Annotated in this window: 19 protein-coding genes and 2 pseudogenes; 6 read left to right on the top strand and 15 right to left on the bottom strand. The window is 58.1% G+C overall.

Features of this window, described 5'->3' with window-relative positions; all coding sequences use genetic code 11:
* Positions 1–242 precede the first annotated feature (242 nt).
* Positions 243–437, top strand: a pseudogene (locus ACKFRX_RS00340) (IS256 family transposase); the annotation flags it as partial.
* A gap of 27 nt (positions 438–464) precedes the next feature.
* Here the strand turns inward: ACKFRX_RS00340 and ACKFRX_RS00335 are convergent.
* From ACKFRX_RS00335 to ACKFRX_RS00310, 6 genes and pseudogenes are all read right to left on the bottom strand, one after another.
* Positions 465–1,690, bottom strand: a protein-coding gene (locus ACKFRX_RS00335; protein WP_100619247.1) for an IS3 family transposase whose coding sequence is annotated in 2 segments (ribosomal slippage) — positions 465–1,411 and positions 1,411–1,690 — 1,227 coding nt in all. Because the reading frame shifts where the segments join, the coding sequence is not laid out codon by codon here.
* 251 nt (positions 1,691–1,941) lie between these two features.
* Positions 1,942–2,367 carry a hypothetical protein gene (locus ACKFRX_RS00330; protein WP_150850462.1) on the bottom strand — a complete coding sequence of 142 codons (426 nt, stop codon included), beginning with the start codon at positions 2,365–2,367 and terminating at the stop codon, positions 1,942–1,944.
* Positions 2,368–2,653: 286 nt separating this feature from the next.
* Complete coding sequence (locus ACKFRX_RS00325; protein WP_408919449.1) at positions 2,654–3,187, bottom strand: YceI family protein; 534 nt, start codon at positions 3,185–3,187, stop codon at positions 2,654–2,656.
* A 184-nt stretch (positions 3,188–3,371) separates the two neighbouring features.
* Positions 3,372–6,800 carry a murein biosynthesis integral membrane protein MurJ gene (gene murJ, locus ACKFRX_RS00320; protein ID WP_408919450.1) on the bottom strand — a complete coding sequence of 1,143 codons (3,429 nt, stop codon included), beginning with the start codon at positions 6,798–6,800 and terminating at the stop codon, positions 3,372–3,374.
* An 18-nt stretch (positions 6,801–6,818) separates the two neighbouring features.
* Positions 6,819–9,014 (bottom strand): DUF6049 family protein, encoded by a 2,196-nt coding sequence (locus tag ACKFRX_RS00315; RefSeq protein ID WP_200435901.1) that lies wholly within the window; start codon positions 9,012–9,014, stop codon positions 6,819–6,821.
* Positions 9,014–9,517 (bottom strand): annotated as a pseudogene (locus tag ACKFRX_RS00310) (NUDIX hydrolase); the annotation flags it as partial. The gene ACKFRX_RS00315 and the pseudogene ACKFRX_RS00310, both read right to left, overlap by 1 nt.
* Before the next feature lie 178 nt (positions 9,518–9,695).
* Between ACKFRX_RS00310 and ACKFRX_RS00305 the strand changes: the two are divergent.
* Genes ACKFRX_RS00305 through ACKFRX_RS00290 form a run of 4 tightly spaced genes read left to right on the top strand, consistent with a single transcriptional unit; the run spans position 9,696 to position 12,829 of the window.
* On the top strand, positions 9,696–11,132 hold the full coding sequence (locus ACKFRX_RS00305; RefSeq protein ID WP_408919451.1) for a CCA tRNA nucleotidyltransferase: 1,437 nt from the start codon (positions 9,696–9,698) through the stop codon (positions 11,130–11,132).
* Positions 11,132–11,728 carry a YqgE/AlgH family protein gene (locus ACKFRX_RS00300; protein WP_005325866.1) on the top strand — a complete coding sequence of 199 codons (597 nt, stop codon included), beginning with the start codon at positions 11,132–11,134 and terminating at the stop codon, positions 11,726–11,728. Before ACKFRX_RS00305 ends, ACKFRX_RS00300 begins: the two co-directional genes overlap by 1 nt.
* Positions 11,729–11,767: 39 nt before the next feature.
* Complete coding sequence (locus ACKFRX_RS00295; protein WP_408919452.1) at positions 11,768–12,496, top strand: AzlC family ABC transporter permease; 729 nt, start codon at positions 11,768–11,770, stop codon at positions 12,494–12,496.
* Positions 12,497–12,829, top strand: a complete 333-nt coding sequence (locus ACKFRX_RS00290) for a branched-chain amino acid transporter permease (RefSeq protein ID WP_408919453.1) — start codon at positions 12,497–12,499, stop codon at positions 12,827–12,829.
* A gap of 12 nt (positions 12,830–12,841) precedes the next feature.
* Here ACKFRX_RS00290 and ACKFRX_RS00285 read toward each other — a convergent pair whose 3' ends face one another.
* The 5 genes from ACKFRX_RS00285 to ACKFRX_RS00265 form a co-directional block, all read right to left on the bottom strand.
* Positions 12,842–13,150 (bottom strand): hypothetical protein, encoded by a 309-nt coding sequence (locus tag ACKFRX_RS00285; protein ID WP_005325876.1) that lies wholly within the window; start codon positions 13,148–13,150, stop codon positions 12,842–12,844.
* A gap of 15 nt (positions 13,151–13,165) precedes the next feature.
* Positions 13,166–14,131, bottom strand: a complete 966-nt coding sequence (locus ACKFRX_RS00280) for a bile acid:sodium symporter family protein (protein ID WP_005326924.1) — start codon at positions 14,129–14,131, stop codon at positions 13,166–13,168.
* 101 nt (positions 14,132–14,232) lie between these two features.
* Positions 14,233–14,598 carry a Rieske 2Fe-2S domain-containing protein gene (locus ACKFRX_RS00275; protein WP_250412827.1) on the bottom strand — a complete coding sequence of 122 codons (366 nt, stop codon included), beginning with the start codon at positions 14,596–14,598 and terminating at the stop codon, positions 14,233–14,235.
* An 85-nt stretch (positions 14,599–14,683) separates the two neighbouring features.
* The gene (locus ACKFRX_RS00270; protein WP_408919454.1) at positions 14,684–14,905 is read right to left on the bottom strand and encodes a hypothetical protein; all 222 of its coding nucleotides are present in this window, start codon (positions 14,903–14,905) and stop codon (positions 14,684–14,686) included.
* A 354-nt stretch (positions 14,906–15,259) separates the two neighbouring features.
* Positions 15,260–15,730: an SdpI family protein gene (locus ACKFRX_RS00265; RefSeq protein ID WP_408919455.1), complete on the bottom strand. Its 471-nt coding sequence runs from the start codon at positions 15,728–15,730 to the stop codon at positions 15,260–15,262.
* A gap of 191 nt (positions 15,731–15,921) precedes the next feature.
* On the opposite strand from ACKFRX_RS00265, the gene ACKFRX_RS00260 reads away from it, so the two are divergent.
* Positions 15,922–17,133 (top strand): dicarboxylate/amino acid:cation symporter, encoded by a 1,212-nt coding sequence (locus tag ACKFRX_RS00260; protein ID WP_408919456.1) that lies wholly within the window; start codon positions 15,922–15,924, stop codon positions 17,131–17,133.
* 65 nt (positions 17,134–17,198) lie between these two features.
* Here the strand turns inward: ACKFRX_RS00260 and trpA are convergent, their stop codons facing one another.
* The 4 genes from trpA to trpD are packed head-to-tail and all read right to left on the bottom strand — an operon-like array spanning position 17,199 to position 21,724.
* Positions 17,199–18,065, bottom strand: coding sequence for a tryptophan synthase subunit alpha (gene trpA / locus ACKFRX_RS00255; protein ID WP_408919457.1), 867 nt, complete (start codon positions 18,063–18,065; stop codon positions 17,199–17,201).
* Complete coding sequence (gene trpB / locus ACKFRX_RS00250) at positions 18,065–19,270, bottom strand: tryptophan synthase subunit beta (protein ID WP_408919458.1); 1,206 nt, start codon at positions 19,268–19,270, stop codon at positions 18,065–18,067. The genes trpA and trpB overlap by 1 nt, the downstream gene beginning before the upstream one ends.
* A 13-nt stretch (positions 19,271–19,283) precedes the next feature.
* Complete coding sequence (gene trpCF / locus ACKFRX_RS00245) at positions 19,284–20,690, bottom strand: bifunctional indole-3-glycerol-phosphate synthase TrpC/phosphoribosylanthranilate isomerase TrpF (protein WP_408919459.1); 1,407 nt, start codon at positions 20,688–20,690, stop codon at positions 19,284–19,286.
* Complete coding sequence (gene trpD, locus ACKFRX_RS00240) at positions 20,690–21,724, bottom strand: anthranilate phosphoribosyltransferase (protein ID WP_408919460.1); 1,035 nt, start codon at positions 21,722–21,724, stop codon at positions 20,690–20,692. Before trpD ends, trpCF begins: the two co-directional genes overlap by 1 nt.
* Position 21,725 lies beyond the last annotated feature (1 nt).

Here is a 21,725-nt window from a genome sequence, read left to right as displayed (position 1 = left end):
GATATCAGGTGTCCACCAAACAGGGGTCAGGTCCCAACTTCTGCCGCATGGTTTGCGTCACACTTGAGCATCATCTGAGATGGCCCACTTCTTGCCCTAGTGGGGGTTGTCTGCAAATCGTGGATACGTTGTAGGGTTACCTAGTGGTTGGGCGGCTATTTCTTTTTTGCTGGTGGTTAGACCAATTGGGTTCTCGAGGTCGACAGGGCTGACCATCCCGAGTGTGGAGTGCCGGCGGTCTGGTCCAGTCGCTCAACGCTGAATTGCGTAAATCCACCCGTAACAGGGGGCAACTCCCGAACGACACTGCGGCGCTGAAAGCGCTGTGGCTAATGATCTCCAACATCGAAGAGAAGCGCGCTGCCCAGCGAGCGAAGAAAGCGAAGCGCGACATTGAATGCAACAGCTTTATTGAAGGGGTAAAAGCCACCGAGTGAAGCGTCCTGGGTTTAGTTCCGCTTCTTTTACGGCCCTGTGTTGATGGGCTGGGTGAGATAGTACTCGGTTTCTACTTCCTGTGGGGTGGCGTAGTCCAATGCTTCGTGAAGTCGCTTAGTGTTCCACCAATGCACCCACCGCAAGGTGGCCAGTTCGACTTCTCCGACCGACGTCCACGGGCCCTGGGCATGAATCAGTTCCGCCTTGTAGAGACCGTTGACTGTTTCGGCTAGTGCATTGTCGTAAGAATCGCCGATTGTTCCCACACTCGGGCGGATTCCTGACTCAGCTAGCGCGGTGGAATACTTCAGTGACACGTACTGGCTGCCCCGATCGCTGTGGTGAATTAGTTGGTTTCCATGGATTCGTCCTGCAGTCGTTAACGCATGTTCCAATGCCTCCATGGGCAGCGCATCGGTGCGCATTGTCGAGCGTGTAGCAACACCAACAATTTTTCGGCTGAAGACATCCACGACAAACGCGGTGTAGGCGAATCCTGACAGGGTGCGAACGTAGGTAATGTCGGCAACCCAAAGCCTGCCTGGTGCCTGCGCACGGAAGTTTCGGCGCACTAGGTCCGGGCGATGATCCGGTGTCTTCGGGCTTACCGTTGTTATTGGGGTTCGCCCACGTCTGCGGCCAGAAACACCTGCAAGTTTCATCAGACGTGCGGTCTTGTCGCGACCAATATGAAAGCCTTCGCGGTTCATCGCGTGCCACATTTTGCGGATGCCGTAGACCGAGAAATTCTCCGCATGCACACGCTGTATCTCTGGGATGAGCAGGCTATCGCTTAAGGCTCTTGCGCTGGGAACACGTGTGGTGGCTTTGCGGTAGCCGCGTGAAGTAATGAATCCACGATCTGCTTGTTTAAGGACTCGGCAGATGGCCTCGACCCCAAATTGATCTTTGTACGCGTCGATGTAGGAGATCATTTGGTCGTGGGTCGGTCGAGTTCCGCTGCGAAAAAAGCCGAAGCAGTTTTAAGAATCCCGTTTGCTCGTTTCAGTTCGCGGTTTTCGCGGCGCAGACGCCTGAGTTCTTCTTCCATTGTTTCGCCGCCTGAAGCGTCAGAATTATCGCGTACTGAGGCGCTGTCACGGTACCAGGCCCGCAACGTGTGGTGAGATACTCCAAGCAGCTCACCGACCTCTGTGTAGGCGCGTTGCAGTGAGCAAGACTCCAGGCGGACCATTTCGATGATCTGATGGACCGCCTTCTCCTTGAACTCGACGGAATACTTTCTAGGCATAGTTCAATCCTTCCTTAGCTGAGGTAGGAACTAAACCCAGGACGCTTCAGAGTGGAAATAAGCTATCAACCAACTAGCCGTCGCTTGCCCAGACCGATTTGCTGACTACTTGTAAACCAAACTCCGCACACAAAGAAACGGACACCCTCAATTAAATCGTAAAATCGTGATGCAAGAAAAGTGACCTTAACTAACTGCTTTCGTTAAAGTCACTTTTGTTTGTGGTAATGATTTTCATCGACTGGACAAGATTAACCGATGGCACAAACTAACCAGTTGGTGCCGCCGCGGAAATCGCGGGCGCGACTCCCCTGCCCTCGTGTGAATGTCACGTCCTGGCACTCGTTTGCACTTACGAGGCCTGACGTTTTGAGTGCTCCATCTCTCACATGACGATGCATGATTGGGCGGCGCGACAGTCTGAGGTTGAGTACCTCGAGAAATCTTCTGTGCGATCCAATCGATTTTTCTTGATGCTCCTGTAAATGCTCTAGGCCGAGACTTTTGTCAGAGACTCCCAACACGATGTAGCCGACTCCCGCATCTGTGTTGGAAAACCAGGTCGTTTCATCAATGAGAAACTCTATGAGGGTCGCTTCAGGATTTTGATTTCTGGGGAAACGGGCAGGATTTTCTTTGAAATTCAACAGTTGGCTTTCTTGGCTATTCCCAGTCATTCCTGATTGGATAGCTGCAAGAGCGGCGAGGATACTTTCTAATTCTGCCTCTCAAATGGGTGCATGGTAGCGCAAGTTGTTTGAAACAACTCGACAACAACTAATGCAATTTAGTCGAGTCTATAAGACGATATCTGCAGGTAAAAACTACAAAACAAAGTTGTTTCAAGTTGTTTTGGAATTGACCAAGTGAATGGAGTGCTATTCCGCATGAAGAAAAAGCCCGCAGCCAAAGGTGGCTGCGGGCCAAGAGATGCTCTAGACCTTAGTGTCTAAGGCTGCCGGCCTACTGCTTGATAGCGGAGACCTCGAGCTCAATCTTGATCTCCTCGGAGACCAGCACGCCGCCGGTCTTCAGCGGAGCGTTGAAGTCGATGCCGAAGTCCGTGCGGTTGATCTTGGTGGTTGCCTCGAAGCCCAGGCGGGTATTGCCAAATGGGTCCTCGGCGGTAGCAACGTCTTCAACGTCGAGGTCGACGGACTTGGTGGTGTCCTTAATGGTGAGGTCACCGGTGACGGTGCCATTGCCATTTTCATCAACGTTGAGGTTGGTGGCCTTGAAGGTGATCTCCGGGTACTGCTCTACCGCGGAGAAGTCCTCGTTCTTTACGTGTGCATCGCGGTCATCGTTGCCGGTGGAGATGGAAGCGGTGCGGATGGTTGCCTCAGCAGCGGACTCGGCGATGTTCTCGGCCACGGTGATGGTGCCTTCGAAGTCTGCGAAGTTACCGCGAACCTTGGTCACCATCGCGTGCTTGGCGACGAATCCGATAGCGGTGTGGGCTGGGTCTAGTGCGTAGGTACCTGCTGCGAGGGACATGATGAATACTCCTAAGGCTGTTGTGTGCGTTACGCCCCACCGTGTACGTACCACTTCTAAATAGCCAACACGTGAAGTAAATGATTTTTGAACGTGCAGTTCAAAGAGGTGTGAATGCGGAAAATCTTAAGAAAGAAGGCCGAATCGAGGGTCGTGTTCCTCGATTCGGCCGTGTGGGTTGTGCCTAGGGCTGCCCGACGAGACCAATGTCTGCGATGGTTGCCTTATCGGACTTGGGCAGCTTGGTGATCATGAGGAGGAGGCCGTCGAATTGCTCGGTGGTTTCCTCCAGCTCGATATCTTCCTTGCCGGCTTCGAACTTGCCCCTGGCCAGTTGATGCAGGGAGCCAGCTTGTGGGTTCTCCGGATTGAAGCTGTCCTGATTTACGCCATAGACGGCGTACCTCGCCCCAGTGGAGTTGGACTGCACCACCGGCAGGACCGCAAGGTGCGTGGGCGTATCCAAAGTGACGAGGACGCCGGTGTCCTCCTCGGCGGTGGACCACGTGGTGGCCGTTTTGCCGTCGATAAGCGCTGCATAGTCCTTGTTCTCAGGGACGGTAACCGCAGAGGAAGGCTGGAGACGCACCGGCGGGGTATCCGGAATGTCCGTGCTGCCATGGATGGTCTCGCTGACCGGGTTGGATGCCTCCACATTGCTGAGCAAGGACATGATCCAGGTGGTGAGCGCGGCCATTGCTACGACGAAGATGGTGGCGAAGATGCCGATGACGATGACGCCGGAACCGGAATAACCGCGGCCGCCAAAGCCGGGTTCTTGCGCCGGGTCATCCTCTTGATCCGGTTCTACCTGTGCCTTCACCGGCAGGGCCTCAGGTGCTTCTTCTGGCTCTTCCGGAGCGAAGTCGCGCAGGCGCTGGGCGATGCCGGCCAAGGTTAGCGCCTGTGCCTCTTGCAGCTCCTCCATCTTTTCCTCGCGGCTGTCCTCATCAGCACTATCGAGTCCGTAGTGCGCATCTTCGACGCGCTGGGCGGCCTCGTCCGCGGGAAGGTTGGCGTCCTCAGAAATATCGCGCAGCTTCTTCGGCGAAGGCTCCGTGGACTCCACGAGCAGCTCTAGGGCGGAGCTCAAAGCCTCGCGGTCGGTGGCCGCGGAGGTGCCATCCAGCACGGCGGGGAAGGCAACCTTGACCACGCCATCGGTAGAAACGCGGAAACGATCGCGGTGTTCCACGCCGAGGATGAGGCCGGCATCGTGGGCAGCGGCGGCGTCAGCAAATAGCGGTGCAGTAGCACGAGCCACGGAATGGGGATCGAGGTTATCGGCCTCAGCCACCTGCTTAAGGGAGGTGCCCTCAAACCAATCCGCCACTACCAGGCAGCCAGTGCGATAAGACAGAACTTGGATATTATCCGCCACGGTATCGAGCTCCAGCTCGGCAAGGCGGCGGGTATTGCGCGAAATCTCTGCGGAGCGGCGGGCGGCAACTCCTGGCGTCGCCGGCGCAATTGGCGCCAGGCTATTGGTATCGACGAACGTCAAGGCGACCAGTCGGCCGGTGGACTGTTCGCGTGCCTGCCAGAACTGCGCACCAGTGACCGCACCGTGATCTTGGAGCAGGCGGAAGCGACCATCCGATACCGGGGCACCCGGCACGAGGCGTGGTCCGCGGACGATGCCAGCGGACATCGGCGGCGGTACCAGGGTGGCGTTGAAGGCGTCCTGGGAGAATACCGGTTGAATTTCCGGTACGTCGGGCTCCTCCAGCTCGATGGCCTTGGAAGAATCGACCTTGATGAAGCGGGACATGCCCGGGATGCGCTGTAGGGCACGGGCCAGGTTCTGGACCTCCGGCAAGGAGGACTTGGACAGCACCAGGCCGGTGGCGATGAGGAAGATGATGCCAAGCACCGCGACCTTGATCAGCGAGACGATGGACGGCAGATTCTCCGGGAGGAGCCAATTCACGCCCCAATACAGCGCCCAGGAGACGACCAAGCCCACTAGGCCGGCACCGGAAGCCCACAGCACGGTTTGGGTGACGGCCTTGCCGCCGAGGCTACCGAGCTTGCGCTTGAGCAGGAAGCCGCCAATGACCGCACCGGAGACGAAGCCAAAGCCATTGGCCGTACCAAGCAGAATCACCACGCGGTCCGGGTTGGACGTCATCAATGGTGCCAAGAGCGTGAGGACGATCTTGGTCAGCGTGATGCCGGCGATGATGAAGGTAGGCGTCCAGGCTTCCTCGCGGGCATAGAATACGCGCAGGTGCAGCAGCACCAAGGCATACGGGATGAGCGTGAAGGCGGAGAAGCTGATGGTCAGGCCGAGCTGCTCGGCGCTTTCGGCGCCGTAGGCACCGTACTGGAAGAGGGCGCGGGCGATAGGAACGCCGAAGCCGGTCATGAAGATGACGATGGGGATAAGCGCGATGAAGGTCAGCTTGGAGCCCAAGGTGAGATCGCGGACCACGGCATCTACATCGCCGTCGGCGGCGTTGCGGGACAGGCGCGGCATAATCGCCGTCAGGAGCGTCACGCCGATAACGCCATAAGGCACCTGCAGCATGAGCCAGGCATTCTGATAGACCAGCGGGGCGCCGGCATCCGCATAGGCGGCCACGCGAGAGGTGACCACGTAGCCCAGCTGGGAGATGGCCACATAAGTAATAATGGCCAAAGCCATGCCGCCGAATTGCTTGATGCGGGCATCCAAGCCCCACTTAGGGCGCAGATTAATTCCGGCCTTCTTGAGATACGGCAATAGGATGAGGCACTGCACCATGACCGCTGTGGTGGTGCCCAAGCCCAAGAGCATGACGTGTGGATCGGCCACCGGCGTGGGTTCATGCGGGTCGAGCTCGCCTGGCAGGAAGCGATAAGCCAGCAGCACGCTAATGGAGATGAAGTTATTGATCACCGGCGCCCAGGCGCCCGGACCAAAGACATTCTTGGTATTAAGGACGGCCTGGAAGAGGGCGAAGAGGCCGTAGAAAAGAATCTGCGGCAGCAGCAAGAAGGCCAAGGAAGTTGCCTGTACGGCATTGGCCTTGGAATCTTCCGGCAGCATCATCCTGGTTAAGAAGGGTGCTAGCACCACTGAGGCGATGGTAACTATGCCCAGGATGGAAAAGGCCAGGGTAAATAGCCGCCGGACAAAGGTCTCACCGCGGTCCGTGTCTTCCTTTTCGGCCCGCACGAGGACGGGCACGACCAGAGAGGTCAGCACCGCACCCAAAACGATCTCGGTGACGAGGTTGGGGATCTGGTTGGCGCTACTAAACGCAGTTCCCACCGTGGCGCCGAGCGTGGCGCCGATGAGCATCTGGCGCAAGAAGCCAGTGATGCGGGACAGCAGCGTCGCGATGGCCATCGTGCCTGTTGCGCGGATGACATCCTGATTGGATGATTCATTGTCCGCGTTGCGTCCAGTGAGCGCGGACTTATCCTCCTCAGGAGGAACGGTGGTGTCCTTCACCGCTGGGGTGGGGCGCTTTTCTGGTACCGGAGCGGGAGGAGAGGCCTGGACGATGCGGCCGCGGGCACCCGCCGGGGCGGGGTGCTCTGCCGGCACGGCGGCATCCTTCGGGTCAACTACACCCGCAGGTGACTTCTCCACGTGTTCGGCCTCGCGGCCAGTCTTATCAGTCATAGAGGATACAACTTCAACTTACTTTTTAAGCCTTTGTGATTTTTTGCGCCGATGGCGGCCTAGCCGGAAGAGCGTGGCTAAGACCAGCGCAAGGGCGCCGGCTATGCCGACGCCATACACGCCTACGATACCGGCACGCGTTTGCACAGCGATATTGATGGGCTCGGAGATGGTTTGCTTTTCTGGGGTAGCAAGCCATAGGCCAATGTCCGTGCGATCGGCGTCCTTAGGCATATCGGCGGTCATGGATACAGTAATAGAGCCCTTGGCCGGAATACGGACGCTCTTGGGTGTGTTGAGGCGCGCGCCATCGGGGGCATCGTATTGCAGCTTGGCCTCCACCGGTAGTGGCAGGCCATTTTCTGCCACGATGAGCAGCGGCGATGACTCAGATACGCGGGTATAGACATTGCCCGGTGGGATAAGCGCCACAGAAGAACGCAGGTCCCGCAGCGTATCCGAATGCACGTCCATCGTGTCAGTGAACCGGCGCTGCGCCTCAGCATTGCTTCCCAAGCTATCGCGGTTGGTCAGCGAGAGGGCGGCGAGCAGATCCCGGCGCAAAGGCAGGACGAATTCATAGCGAGTGAGCGCGATATCTGGATCATCGACCATGATATTCATCAGCTCATCGGTATAGCGGGCCTGCTGCTCCACGCGGACGATATCGGATTCGGCAAAGGCGGCGGGATCGCTAAAGGGGCTGCCGGGCAGTGAACCGGGCTCCGCGGTCTCCTGCTTTAGGCTGCCGACGGTGCGCGGATGGGACTTACCGGAAGCGATGAGCGCCTCGGCAGAGTCGAGTGCGTACTCGGCCGCGCTGGGATCCAAGTAATTGGGCAAGCGTGCCACGGTGTCATCGCTCGCGGCCAAGCTCAGTGCGGCGCCGCCGGTGATGGCACGAGAAAGATCGGAATCGAGCGAGTAATCGTAGCGCAGCTCTGGGTTGGAATAGCCCACCGTCTGTGGTTTGGAACCGGTTTGGGCGAGGAGGGCGCCCAGGGAGGCGTCGAAAGTCACGGCGCGGCCAGGCCACGAAGTATTATCCGCCACCAATGCGGGCAGGGGAAGCTGCTGGTCCACATAGCCGGAGCCGACCGCGAGCACGGTGGTGGCCGGCTTGGCACCGAGAATTCGCTCGATGGTGTGATTGCCGCGTTGCAGTCCCTCGTAGGTAAGGAAGGGATTATTCGCCTTGGCCACGGAGGAAGCATTGGCATTCGCCCACGGCATAGACATAAAGCAATCGAGCTCGCGCAGTCGCTTGAGCCAGCGGGCAGCATCCTCTTTCCCAGTGCCGGGTTCGAGGTGCACATCGTCCTCGTTAGTGAACCACGAATCGCGCAGGCGCTTAGGGCGCTCGGCTTGAGGTGGGCGGGCCGAACCTACCTTATAGCCCTCCGCCATGCGGTTGACCGTATCCAAGAGGGCGGGATCGATGGCTACGCAGCCTGCCCCGCGCAGATCATGGTTGGCATACGTGCTGACCAAGCGATCGAGCCGGCCACCCTCCGCCAGCTCACCGGCCAGCTCATCAGAGGAGAGGATAAGGTCCTCTCCCCCAGCGCCGCCTGGTACCGAGTCAATATCGGCGCTGATGGGATAGACCACGGTGAGATCGTGGGGTGTGGGATCCGAGGGGGCATCGCCAAGCGCCTGCTCCTTCCCCTTCACCTGGCCTACGAGGCGTTCCTCCGCAAAGCTGACCGCCTCGCCGCCTACGGTGCCGGTGAGGGTAAAGAGCAGCGGATAGGAGCCAGGCTCTTCGATGGCCAGGGTCTGCTCGCCGTGCAGGGAGGTAGGAACCTGGAAGGTGACCTCCCGGGATTCGCCCGGCTGCAGGGGCGCGGTGGAAGTGCTGGGACCGTAATACGGGAATTCGCCGGTGGCCAGCTGCGTGCGTGCCTGCGCGGTGTCCTCCACGGCATCGCCGCGGCGGCTCGTGAGCTGGAGATCCTCCATGGCTTCATCGGTAGGATTGTGCAGCCGGAAGGTCAGTTTCAGGTCCTTGCCCACGGAAAAAGGCTCAGCCGCAAGGAGATCAAGGTTGGCCCGCTCCGGCCCGCGCGCACCCAACCATGCCTGGATATCCTGCTGCTTTTCGGCGGCCGCGTCCATCTGCGCGGCGGCTTCTGGTAGCGGCAGGCACAAGCCCCACCCCGCTACCGCCATGCAGCCGCCCACGGCGGCCCAAGACTTCAGGCGTAGGCGCATTACCGTGGGGTCACTTTCCCCGCCGCGGCTTCCTTTCGTGCGAGATCGGGAAGGAGATCATGCGCGATGCGCGCCAGCTTGCGCTCATCGGCGTAGGCCAAGTGCTCGATGAGTTCAGAGACGGGGATCCACGAGACCTCAGTGACCTCTGGATCCTCATCGTTCATAATGCCGTCTACAAAACGCAGCAAGTGGTGGTGCACGGTCTTATGGATGCGCACCCCATCAGAGACGAACCAGTAATCAATCATGCCGAGGTCCGCAAAAACCTCACCAGAAATGCCGGTTTCTTCCCATACCTCGCGTTCAGCGGTAACCTCCTTGGCCTCGCCATTTTCCACGTGGCCCTTGGGCATGGACCACAGCAGGCGCCCGCGGCGGTCAAGGCGGCCAATGAGCGCCACATAGAGCCGGGAAAGGTCGACATTGCCATTGGCATCGACGCACTCCGCCAAGCCGGAGACAACGAGGCCGCCCGCGGAGGTTTCATCGCGGGTTTCCATGGCCGTGGATTGGCCATTGCCACCGCGGTAGGGCTTGCGCTGCTGAGTGGTGCGGCGCGCGCGATTATCCGGCCGGCGGCGCCGCCTGCGCCGAGACCGGTTGCGGTTGCGGCCGCCTCCCTTGGAGGGGCCCTGTTCTTGGTTAGTCATCCCTGCCAATCGTAGTAGACTCTCACCCGTGAATTTTCAGGACACTCAGCTAATCGGCGTTCTTGCCCGCGCGGAATCCACCGTCTCCTCCCTCAGCAGCCTGCTGGGCGGACTGGTGGAGAAATTTGCCGCGCGGGGCTACTCGCTCTACCTCGTGGGCGGCTCTGTGCGCGATGCGCTTTTGGGTCGCTTGGGAAATGACCTGGACTTTACTACCCCGGCCCGCCCCGAGGTGGTCAAGGAGATCCTCGATGAGTGGGCCGAAACCGTGTGGGATACCGGCATAGACTTCGGTACCGTCTCCGCGGCCTACAAGGGCCAGCAGATTGAGATCACTACCTTCCGTTCCGATTCTTATGACGGCCAGTCCCGCAATCCTGAGGTGGTTTACGGTGACACCTTGGAAGGCGATCTTGTCCGGCGCGACTTCAAGGCCAATGCGATGGCCATTGAGCTGCTTGCCGACGCCTCCTTTAAGTTCCACGATCCCCTCCACGGCCTCCAAGACATAGCTGACTGGGTGCTCGATACCCCGGATAAGCCGGAGATCTCCTTCCATGATGATCCGCTCCGCATGCTGCGTGCGGCTCGGTTTGCCTCTCAGCTAGAATTTCGCGTGGCCGATCGCGTCGTGGAGGCCATGCGGGATATGGCTGGCGAGATCCAGCGCATCACCGTCGAGCGCGTGCAGGTGGAGCTGGATAAGCTCATCTGCGGCACGGCCCCGTGGGATGGCATTGATCTACTGGTATCTACGGGAATCGCGGACTATATCTTCCCGGAGATCCCCGCGCTACGCATGACCGCGGACGAACACGCGCAGCACAAGGACGTCTATGCCCACTCGCTCAAGGTGCTAAGCCAGGCCATGGATCAAGAGGAAGATGGTCCTGATCTTGTCCTGCGCTGGGCGGCGCTGCTGCACGATATTGGCAAGCCGGATACCTTTGATAACACCGATGGCAAGGTCTCCTTCCACCACCACGAGGTGGTGGGCGCCAAGCTCGCCCGCAAGCGCCTGCGGAAGTTGAAATACCCCAAGGCCACCACGGAGTCCATCGGCCAGTTGGTTTATTTGCACATGCGCTTCCATGGGTTTGGGGAAAATCAGTGGACTGATTCCGCCGTGCGCCGCTATGTCACCGACGCCGGCGATCTCCTTCCCCGATTGCACAAGCTGGTGCGCGCCGATTGCACCACCCGCAATGCCAAGAAGGCCCGTCGCCTCCAGCGCACCTACGATCAGCTGGAAGAGCGCATCGAAGAGATCGGCCGCAAGGAGGACCTGGCGCGCGTGCGTCCAGACCTCGACGGCAACGAGATCATGGAGATCTTAGGACTCCAGCCCGGCCCTGAGGTGGGCCAGGCGTGGTCCTATCTCAAGGAGCTGCGCCTCGAGCATGGACCCCTCGAGCGCGAGGACGCGATTGCGAAGTTGCGCGAGTGGTGGGATTCTAAACAGTGATGTTTGCCGATAGATTATTCAACGCCCTCGAGCGCAATGACCCCGCCCCCGGCCAGCTGCTCATCGCCGCTCCGGGCATGCTTTCGCCGGAATTCGCCCGTTCCGTCATTCTCGTCATTGAGCACAATGACATGATGACCTTCGGCGTGGATCTGACCAAGCGCTCCGAGGTGGCGATTTTCAATGTGCTGCCAGAATGGCTTCCCGTTGTGGCCAAGCCGCAGGCGCTGTACATCGGCGGCCCGCTCAATCAGCAATCCGTCGTAGGACTCGCGCAGACCAACCAGGGCGTCGATCCGGACAAGCACGACCGACTCACCCGCCTCGCCCCGCGCCTCGCGCATGTGGATCTGCGCGCGGAGCCGGAAGAGATAGAGCCCTTGGTCTCGGGTATGCGCATGTTTGCCGGCTACGCCGAGTGGGGCCCGGGCCAGCTAGAAGAGGAAATCGAGGCCGGCGAATGGTTCGTCTCCCCTGCCCTGGCCCAAGACGTTATTACGCCGGGCCCGGCCGACCTCTGGTCCGATGTTATGAAGCGCCAACCCATGCCGTTGCCGTTGTACTCCACCTATCCTGTCAACGTGGAAGACAATTAATTCCTATCGCGCTGCAGGCAGTGGGCTACACTAGCCCGCATGCGTGAGGATATTGCACAAGGCTTGCGGGATACCTGGGCCGCCGCCATCGGCCTTATTCCCCTCGGCCTAGCCTTCGGCCTGCTCATGGTCCAATCTGGCTTCAGTTGGTGGTGGACGCCTATTTTCTCCATCGTCATTTACGCCGGCTCGATGGAGTTCCTGGCCATTTCCATGGTCACCGGCGGCGCCACAGCCGTGGCTTCCCTGGTTACCGGATTCATGGTGAACTTCCGCCATATTTTCTATGGTCTCACCTTTCCTCGCCACCGCATTAACTCGCGCCTGGGCAGGGCTTATTCCACCTACGCGCTTACCGACGAAACCTATGCCATCGTCTCCTCCCTACCCACCGATGACCGCCCGACCGGGGCCCGGATCCTCACCATCCAAATTTTTTGTCAAGCTCTGTGGGTAGGCGGTGGCATTGTCGGTGCTCTCGCCGGTCAGGTGATTCCCTCTACCGTGCAGGGCATGGAATTCGCCCTAGTGGCGCTCTTCGTCGTACTGGCGATGGATTCCTTCCGCAATAACCAGGACTTCTCTTTACCCCTAAGCGCGGCTCTGGTGGGGATTCTCGCGGCCGCCTTCGCCCCTGGTCAACTCCTCATGGTGGCCCTGAGCGCCTACTTCATCCTGCTGATTATTCGGTACCTATCTCCACGCGTCGATGCGGCTTTTACCTTGCGTAGGCGAGGCGACCTTAAGCGACTCCGGGAGGGGTGCTAAATGCCGGCTGGAGTCACCCTTGCTTCCATCGCGGCCGTCCTAGTTCCCGTCGGCCTCATTACCGTTGTACTACGCCAACTTCCTTTCTCCTTTGTGAAATGGATGAAGGATAGTCAGTTCTTTTCCTTGCTCGGCATGATGATGCCTGTGGGCGTGATGACCATCTTGGTGGTGTATACCGTCCACGGGCAGTCCAGCGCCCCCGGTGGCATCCGGGCGGCTCTCCTCGGAGTGGTGGTCACTTTCCTGCTGCATCTGTGGAAGCGGGAGTCTGCGCTGTCCATCTTCGGCGGAACCGCCTTCTATATGCTCCTCGTCAACGTAGTCTTGTAGCCCTTGCGATTCTTATAGGCCGAACTTGGCGGTGGCTTCGGACCACAGGGCGTCGAACCGAGACTGGTCCACGTACTGCGCGCTAATGTCCGGAAAATCGTCGTAGGTGTCCGGGTGAGGGACAACCTCTTGCGGCTGATCCACGTTGCCCGTGGAACTACTCGGTGTTGCTACCCCGACGATGGCATCCGAGGGATCAAGCGCAATCATGCGCACCATGCGGCAGCTGCTTGCGTCGCGCTCTTCCATTTCCGCCATGTGAATTGCTGAGCCGACGCCGGGCACATTCAGTTCGGTTCGTACGTACAGGTAATTCGTCATGGCACTTAAGTGTAGTTACGTGCCGGGGTGCTGCGCGTAACGGGCCGCTAGCCACGAACACATCATCAACTGAACCTGGTGGTAAATCATCAACGGGAGGATCAGTAGACCAAGAGACGCACCACCAGAAGCAAAGATGACCGAGGCCATGGGTAGCCCCGTGGCCAATGACTTTTTCGATCCGCAAAACTCGATTGCGATGGTATCGGCGCGGTTGAATCCCATCTTTTGGCTCGCCTTTCTGGTGAGCCACAGCATGAAGGCAACGAAGATTGCGGCGAAGACGACCAGGAACGCCAGGTCCCACAGAGAAATAGAGGACCAAATTCCGTCCACCACACCCTTAGAAAAAGCGGAATACACCACCATCGCGATTGAGCCGCGGTCCACGACTTTAGTGGCCTTGCTTTGTGCAACCTTGCCTACCCAGCGCCGAGTAAGCTGACCTAAAACAAATGGCGCTAACAATAGAAGGGCGATTTCGCCGAATACTGACGTATCGATGTGAACTCCTCCCCCAGTTCCCATGAGGAACATGACGAGCAATGGAGTGATGATCACTCCCACTAAGTTTGAGGCAGAAGCCGATACGATTGCGCCCGCCACGTTTCCCTTCGCGATTGAGGTGAAGGCAACCGACGACTGCACCGTGGATGGGACTAGCGTGAGGAATAAGATGCCCAGGTACATGTCGTGCGATATGACAGCGGTGAGTGGGCGCAGAGCTATGCCTATAAGCGGGTAAACCACAAAGGTGAAAGCGAGAATTGTGAGGTGTAGCCGCCAGTGCTTGAGCCCGTTGAGGGCTTCTTGAGTGGAAAGCCTCGCGCCATACAAGAAGAAGAGTAGCGCGATGGCCACGTTTGTTAATTGGCCGACAATGTCGGCAAAGTTCCCGCGGGCTGGTGCGATTATCGCAATGATGACCGCCAGGATAATGAGGACAATAAGCGGGTCGGGCTTTTTCAAACGCTGCAGCATGCTAAGAGTTTAAACCCGGTTCGTATTCACATGCTGCAGATACTCGAGCCGAGAAAACACAACCCGTGTAGTTTCACGTGAAACCACACGGGAAATGCTCTTTAGGCCGTGGTGACGTTAGAGCCGTCTTGTTTAACTTCGTATTCTTCCAATGGATCGCGCCCCGGGCCGGAGATTACGCTTCCATCGCTGAGATTGTAGGAGGTGTTGTGCGCCGTGCAGGTGGCCGTCATGCCATCGATCTCGGTGATTGGATTGTGCTGGTGGGGACAGGTTTGGGAGTAGGCCTTAAACTCGCCTTCCTTGGGCTGGGTGAAGATCACGCCATCAACAATCTTCGCGGAGCCAATCGGAATCTCGGTCGCCGCAATTTCTGCGGACGGAGAGGAGCCACAGGCTGCGGCGTAGGCGCCTGCAAATGTCGTGGCGGACCCAAGCAAGAACATTCGACGGGAGCACTTAATCATGCCTCTACTCTAGCCTGTCGGTCTTGCGTAATGTGCCATATCCGTTTGGCCGGTTGAAATCAACGTTTCACGTGAAACACTGTAGTTAGTTTGCTAGGAGTCCTTCCCAAGTCTCCGGAGAGCCCTCAGAAGTAGCGATAAGTTCATAGGTGCCAGACTCGATGCCTAAATCATCTACGATGCTCTGTGCAGATTGCTGTTCGTGTGCTTTTGCTACGGACGTCGCTACCTTGTGGTCTTGCTCAGCGTAAGTGCCGATAACAAAAGTTGAAGCGGCGATGGCCGCCAGGGCGGTACTTTTCTTCATGGACTATATTCTGCCCTTTAGGGGGTTGGTTGTGCTCTTGCCTGCCAGGGTTCCATGGCGGCTTTACGTAACTTCTATCCTCTCTCGCAGGAATCGCGTTAGTGTAGTGAATCAACTATAGAGTAAGTCAAGTATGGGTTGCTTCCATGGAGTGATTAATTCCAGACAGTGACTCGGATTAAATATCGACAGTTACTAAAAATAGGTAAGCAACTATCCTGATTAATAACGTCACTGTGACTTCTGAAAAGTGTTCGGCGATAGTTTGGTACGAATACCATGGCTACAAAAATTCCCCTTCTGGATGAAATGTGATTCTTTTCCAGAAGGGGAAGATTGCGCAGCAGTGCTTGGTCACCTATCGGATTCGCGAGCGGCGTGACGGAGCGCGTCGACATCAACCTGAGGGGCGGGTGCTGCGGCGGCCTCTTCCCCACCGCAACCGTCGGAACCACAATTACAGGAGTCTCCGCAACCCTCCTCGTCTGCGTGTGCTTGTTCGTAGAGGAACGCGGCACGTGAGCCGAGGTTGGAACCGATGGAGAGGGCTAGTACAGCGGCCACAAAAGTAAGAACCGGGATGAGCCACATCCAGCCCTCAGCGCGGAGCGCGACGATGCCGCCGAAGACTAAGCAGACGCCACTCAGCATCCAGAATGGCCCGGCAATGCGATGGGCATTGTCCCATGCTTCGCGGGATTTGCGAATCTCCTGCAGGCGCAAGCCGATATAGCTATTTCCAGGTAGGCGCTTGGTTGAAGCCAAGGCTCCCACGATGATGAGGAAGACGGCGAGGATTAAAAAGATGATTCCCACAGCGATCATGTACTTAGTTTAACCTTGTAGCGCCAAGATAAAAATCGTCGCTGGGGTGAGTGTTCTGACTATGCCTCCAGTCGGGTAGTATGCCTTTAAGGTCGATCGATAGATATTGAAGCGGCCGTTGCCTCTGTACCGCGCTGTTTCACTCTGGAACTTTTACCAAGGGGCGAAACACCCGATTTGATTGTAAGTACATGAATTTCAAGAAACTCTCGGAATCTCTGTTGTTCCGCATCATCGTCGCCATCATCCTTGGCGTGGTGGTGAGCCAATTCGCGCCCGAATGGTTTGGCCGCGTATTCGCCACCTTCAATGGACTCTTTAGTAACTTCCTCAATTTCTTTATTCCGGTCCTCATCTTCGCGCTTATCGCCCCGTCGATTGCTGGTCTGGGACGAGGGGCCGGAAAATGGCTGGGTGTTACTGCAGGTATTGCCTACGGCTCAACGATTGTTGCGGGTCTTCTTGCCTACGTACTTGCGCACTGGCTCTACCCCACCATGCTCAGTGGTCAGGATCTGATTACAAATGTCTCCGATATTGATGAGGGGGCACTCACTCCGTACTTCGAGGTGGAAATGGCTCCGCCTTTTGAGGTTATGACGGCTCTCTTGTTGTCATTCTGCATCGGCGTAGCGATGACTACAGTGAAGTCCGATACCTTGTATGCGGTTACAAAGGAATTGGAGAGCGTAGTAGTCAAGGTTATTTGGGGCTTTGTAGTGCCAATTCTGCCCTTTTATATCTTTGGCATGTTCCTAGGCTTGGGCATGAATGGCAATTTGGGCTCAGTACTCTCGGCCTTCGCGAAGGTCCTGATCCTGGCGGTTGTCATGACTCTGGTTTACCTGGTGCTCCAGTACATCATCGCTGGTGCCATCACCGGTAAGAATCCTTTCAAGGCATTGCGCAATATGGTTCCGGCTTATTTCACCGCACTCGGAACTTCTTCTTCTGCCGCCACCATCCCGGTGTCTATGGAGTCCACCTTGAAGAACGGCATTTCGAAGCCAGTGGCAAGCTTCGTTATCCCGTTGTGTGCGACCATTCACCTCTCTGGTTCCATGATTAAGCTGACGCTCTATGCCTTTGCGATTGTGTACATGGCGAACCTGGATATTAGTACGAGCACCGGCCTTGGTTTCATCTTCCTGTTGGGAATCATGATGATTGCGGCACCAGGTGTGCCTGGCGGCGCGGTTATGGTCGCAGCTGGACTACTGGCGGATATGATGGGCTTTGACGATGGCATGGTGGCGCTGATGATCGCGGCCTACATCGCCATTGACTCGGTCGGCACAGCTGCCAACGTTACTGGCGACGGCGCTATCGCGATGATCGTGGACAAGTTCGCGGGCTCCAAGAAGGGCCACACCGAAGAGGAATCTGCAGAAGCAACCGCGTAGAGGCTTTTTATAGGGAACCCTCCTCAGCTGCCGAGAGCTGAGGAGGGTTCTTCGCGTCTTCAGGACTACTCTTGAGTCGCTGCCTTCATGCGAGCTACATACTCGGCGAGTTCCTTATGTAATGCTCTCTCGTCGGAAATGCGGCCTGGAGTTCCTTCCACTGGCCTGCCTTCCGCGTCTGTTTCACGTGAAACGTGGCGATCGATAATCTTGGTGATTGCGGAGCCAGTAATGGCGCCCGCTGCCCCAGCGGTCACGGCATCGCGCACGTGTTGCGGCTCGGAAATGCCGAATCCTAGCAGTACCGGAGGTCCATCGAATCTTTTGATGTTGGCGACGACTTCTTCGAGCCCAATAGTCTCGGATTCCTTTTCGGCACCGGTAACTCCATCTCTCGATACTGCGTAGATATAGCCGCGCGAGCTTTGAGCGACGCCCTCGAGGGTGTGCGCAGTCGCGCGGGCCGGGGCGATAAAGATTGGGTCAATACCGGCCTTTTCTGCTGCGGCGATGAAGGGAGCGCCTTCGCGCACGGGGACGTCGGGAAGCAAGATGCTGTCCGCGCCCGCTTCCGCAAACTCGGCGTAAAACCGGTCGAAACCGCGAGTGAAAGCCACATTGCCGTAGATGAGCATGCCGATGGGAAGCTCGGGAAATTCCGCGCGAATTGCTCGCACCTGTTCCAAAGCGGAATCTACGGTGGCGCCGCCATCAAGCGCCCGAAGGTGGGAGGCCTGAATGGTGGGGCCGTCGGCCACTGGGTCAGAAAATGGAACGCCGAGCTCCAATGCATTGGCTCCGGCCGCGACGACCGTTCGCACGATGGCCAGCGTGTACTCCGGCGTGGGATCGCCCAACATAAGGAACGGGACGAAAGCGCCCTCTCCCCTGTTGCGCAGTGAGCGGAATAGGTCTTCGTATCGGGTGCTCATTAGTTCTTCTCCTGGAGCTTAAATTCTGGGTGGTTCTCAAGGGTGTGGCGAACGTGGTCGATATCCTTATCGCCGCGGCCGGACAGGGAGACCAAGATGTTGATGTCCTCATCTTTCCGCTTCAAGGCGTAGGCCAACGCGTGAGAGGATTCGAGAGCGGGAATGATGCCTTCCTTAGTGGAAAGAAGCTGGAATGCTTCCAGTGCTTCGGCGTCAGTAATGCCGACATAGTGCGCGCGGCCACTGGCGTGTAAGTGCGCGTGCTGTGGTCCTACACCCGGGTAGTCGAGCCCGGCGGAAATCGAATAGGATTCCTCCACTTGGCCGTCCGCGTTGCGCATGAGATAGCTGCGCGCGCCGTGGAGGATGCCAACCGTACCGTTGTTGATGGTGGCACCGTGCTTGCCGGAGTCTAGGCCTTCGCCGCCAGGTTCGGCGCCGACGAGTTCCACTTCCTCTTCTTCAATAAAATCTGCGAACATACCGATTGCATTAGACCCGCCGCCGACGCAAGCCACGACTACATCCGGTAGCCCACCGGTGCGCTCAAGCATCTGGGTCTTAGCCTCTTCAGAGATGACCTTGTGGAATTCTCGGACGATGGTTGGGAATGGATGCGGTCCGGCCGCGGTACCGAGGAGATAGTGGGAGTCATGGAAGGTGGCGGTCCAGTCACGGAGGGCTTCATTCACTGCGTCCTTAAGAGTTCCGGGTCCGGTGTCGACGGCGACGACCTTCGCGCCCATGAGCTCCATACGGAATACGTTTGGCTGCTGTCGGGCCACATCTTTCGCGCCCATATAGACCACACACTCCAGATCCAGTAGTGCGCAAGCAAGTGCAGTAGCGGTGCCGTGTTGTCCCGCTCCGGTCTCGGCAATAATGCGAGTCTTCCCCATCCGCTTAGCTAGCAGTGCCTGGCCCAGAACTTGGTTCGTCTTGTGTGCTCCACCGTGAACGAGGTCTTCCCGCTTGAGGAAAATGCGCGCTTTACCCCCGAGGTTCCTCGCCTCTGCAATTGGCGTGGGCCGGCCGAGATAGTCACGCAAAAGTGTGCTTAGCTCTTTGCGAAATGCGGGGTCGTTTTGTGCGTCGACCAAGGCCTCCTCAAGTTGGTCGAGCGCCGGGATGAGGGATTCGGGGACGAACTGTCCGCCGAATTCGCCAAAGTATGCCGGAAGGAGCGTTTCACGTGAAACTGTCATCGTTCTCTTCTTTCTATGGGTGTGTGTAGTTCCGGATGGTGCTAAAGGCTTGGGCGATCAGTGAGGAGTCCTTGCGCCCAGGTGCATATTCCAGACCTGAATTGAGGTCGAGTCCCGCCGTGCCGATTGACAGTGCCTCTTCGAGGTTGTCAAGCCGGAGCCCTCCGGCGAGGAGGGATTTCTCCTTCACTTCATCGGGGATCGTCCGCCATTCAAAAGTGGTTCCCGTCCCTCCACTGCCGGAGTCGAGGACGAGGGCCTCTACTTCTGGTACTAGGTCCGGCGTTAAGGCAGCGAATTCAGAGTTATTCATGTCGATGGCTCGCCAAAGGTGAAGACCGTCAGCGACGCCCCGAACATCGTGAAGGAATTCCAGCTCTGCTTCCCTACTCCCTTGGAATGGGGCGTGAAGCTGGAGAACTTTGAGGCCGGGGATCCTGGCTAGGCTTCCTAGCGTCTCCAAATCCGTAGACCGCGTCACGGCTACGTACTCCAACTCTGGTTCCGCGGAAATGATGCTTTGTGCGGTTTCACGTGAAACACTGCGGGGCGAATCCGGCGCGAAGATGAGTCCCCCGTAACGGGCTCCAGCAGCGCGGGCTGCTTGTGCGGAGGAGGCGGTGGTAAGGCCGCATACTTTATTGGCGCCAAAGACGAGGTCCCGCGCCGCCCGATCGATATCATCCTGGGAGGTCAGCTGGGAGCCTACAAGGAAGGCATGTGCGTGGGCTGCTAACCGGCGGACGGTGGCGTTATCGCGGATTCCAGATTCGGAAACTATCACCTTTCCGTCTGGAACATGGCGGGCTAGGCGTTCGGTGCGCCCTAGATCGATGCTGAGATCGTGGAGGTTGCGGTTGTTGATGCCGATGATATCGACACCGAAATTCACCGCGCGATCCACTTCGTCCTCGGTGATGGCTTCGGTCAAGACGTCTAGGCCGAGTTCTTCCGCCAGTGCCTTGAGCTCACCGTAGGTGTCATCGTCCACGATAGACATCATGAGCAAGATGGCATCGGCGCCGTAATACCGCGCGGCATAGACCTGGATGGGATCGACAATAAAGTCTTTGCACAGCACCGGCACATGGGTGGATAGCGCGACGGTCTGCAAGTGGTCGTAGTCGCCGCCAAACCGATCGGGCTCGCATAACACTGAGATGGCGGAGGCGTAACGGGAGTAGATCCGGGCGATATCACCGGGCCGATAGTCTTCACGGATCATGCCGAGCGACGGCGAGGCGGACTTGCACTCCATGATGAAGCGGTTGGTTCCACGGAGGGCGTCGGCAAGCGAACGCTCCGAGCGTGGCACGCGAGCCAAGTCCACGTGGGACAGCCGCTCCCGGAGTGCGGGCAGGTGAGTGCGGCGCTGGGCGACGATCTCCTCGAGCACCGTAGGCAAAGTATTCTCCGACATTAACTCTCCTCCCCTACTGCATAGTTGGCGTTCTCGTGAAGGGTGAGCCACTGTTCAACAGTTCCGCTGCCGATCAGCTCCTTTGCGTGAGTGACCCCCGCCGCGATAGTCTCCTTGGTCCCGTTGAGGTAAAACATGGCGCCAGCGGTGGCGGCGATGGCGTCGCAATGGGCGGGCTCGCCGCGCCCGGCAAAGACCGCACGAAGGGCTCGGGCATTCGCGGCTCCGTCGCCTCCGGTCAGGTCCGTCAGCTCGTGGCGCTTGATGCCAAGGTCTTCTGGGGTGAGCTCATAAGTGACAGTCTCGCCGTCGTTGAGCTCCCAGGCCTGCGTAGTGCCGTGGGTAGCAATCTCATCGGTGCCAGCACCGTGGACTACCAAGGCGCGCTTTCGGCCGAGCTCCCGGAAGACTTCCGCGATGAGTTGGCCTTGGGCTGGGTTGGCGATGCCCATGATTTGGAGAGAGGGGCGTCCTGGGGACAGGAGCGGTCCCAGCGTATTGAAGATGGTGGGGATGCCTAGCGCCTTGCGCACCGGTTGTACGTGGGCGACGGCTGGGTTGTAGGCCGGGGCGAATAGGAACGTGAAGTTGGAAGCTTTAAATTGGCGCACTGCTCGGGCGGCGTCTAGGTCCAGTGGAATATTCAGGGCTTCGAGGACATCGGCCGATCCGGACTTGGAAGAGACCGAGCGGTTGCCATGCTTGATCATCTTCACTCCCCCGGCGGCGGCAACGAGGGAGGCGCCGGTAGTGATATTGATGGTATTCGCGCCATCGCCACCAGTTCCGGCCGAATCCATGAGTCCTTCTCCGGTGATGGGGAATGGATAGCCCACCTTCAAAAATGCTTTGGCCGCGCCGGCAATATCTGCGAAGGTCTCGCCGCGGGTGCGGATATGGGTAAGTAGCGCCGCGATATGAATATCGTCGTAGTCGCCCACGGCCAAAGGAGTAAATACTTCCATGGCTTCTTCGATGGTGGGCTGAGGGTTATTCAGGAAGGCTTGCAATGTACGTAGGGGTGCGTGATTCATT

This window comes from Corynebacterium tuberculostearicum, assembly GCF_046097465.1.
Lineage (GTDB): Bacteria > Actinomycetota > Actinomycetes > Mycobacteriales > Mycobacteriaceae > Corynebacterium > Corynebacterium tuberculostearicum_I.
This window is presented reverse-complemented; position numbering and strand designations above follow the sequence as displayed.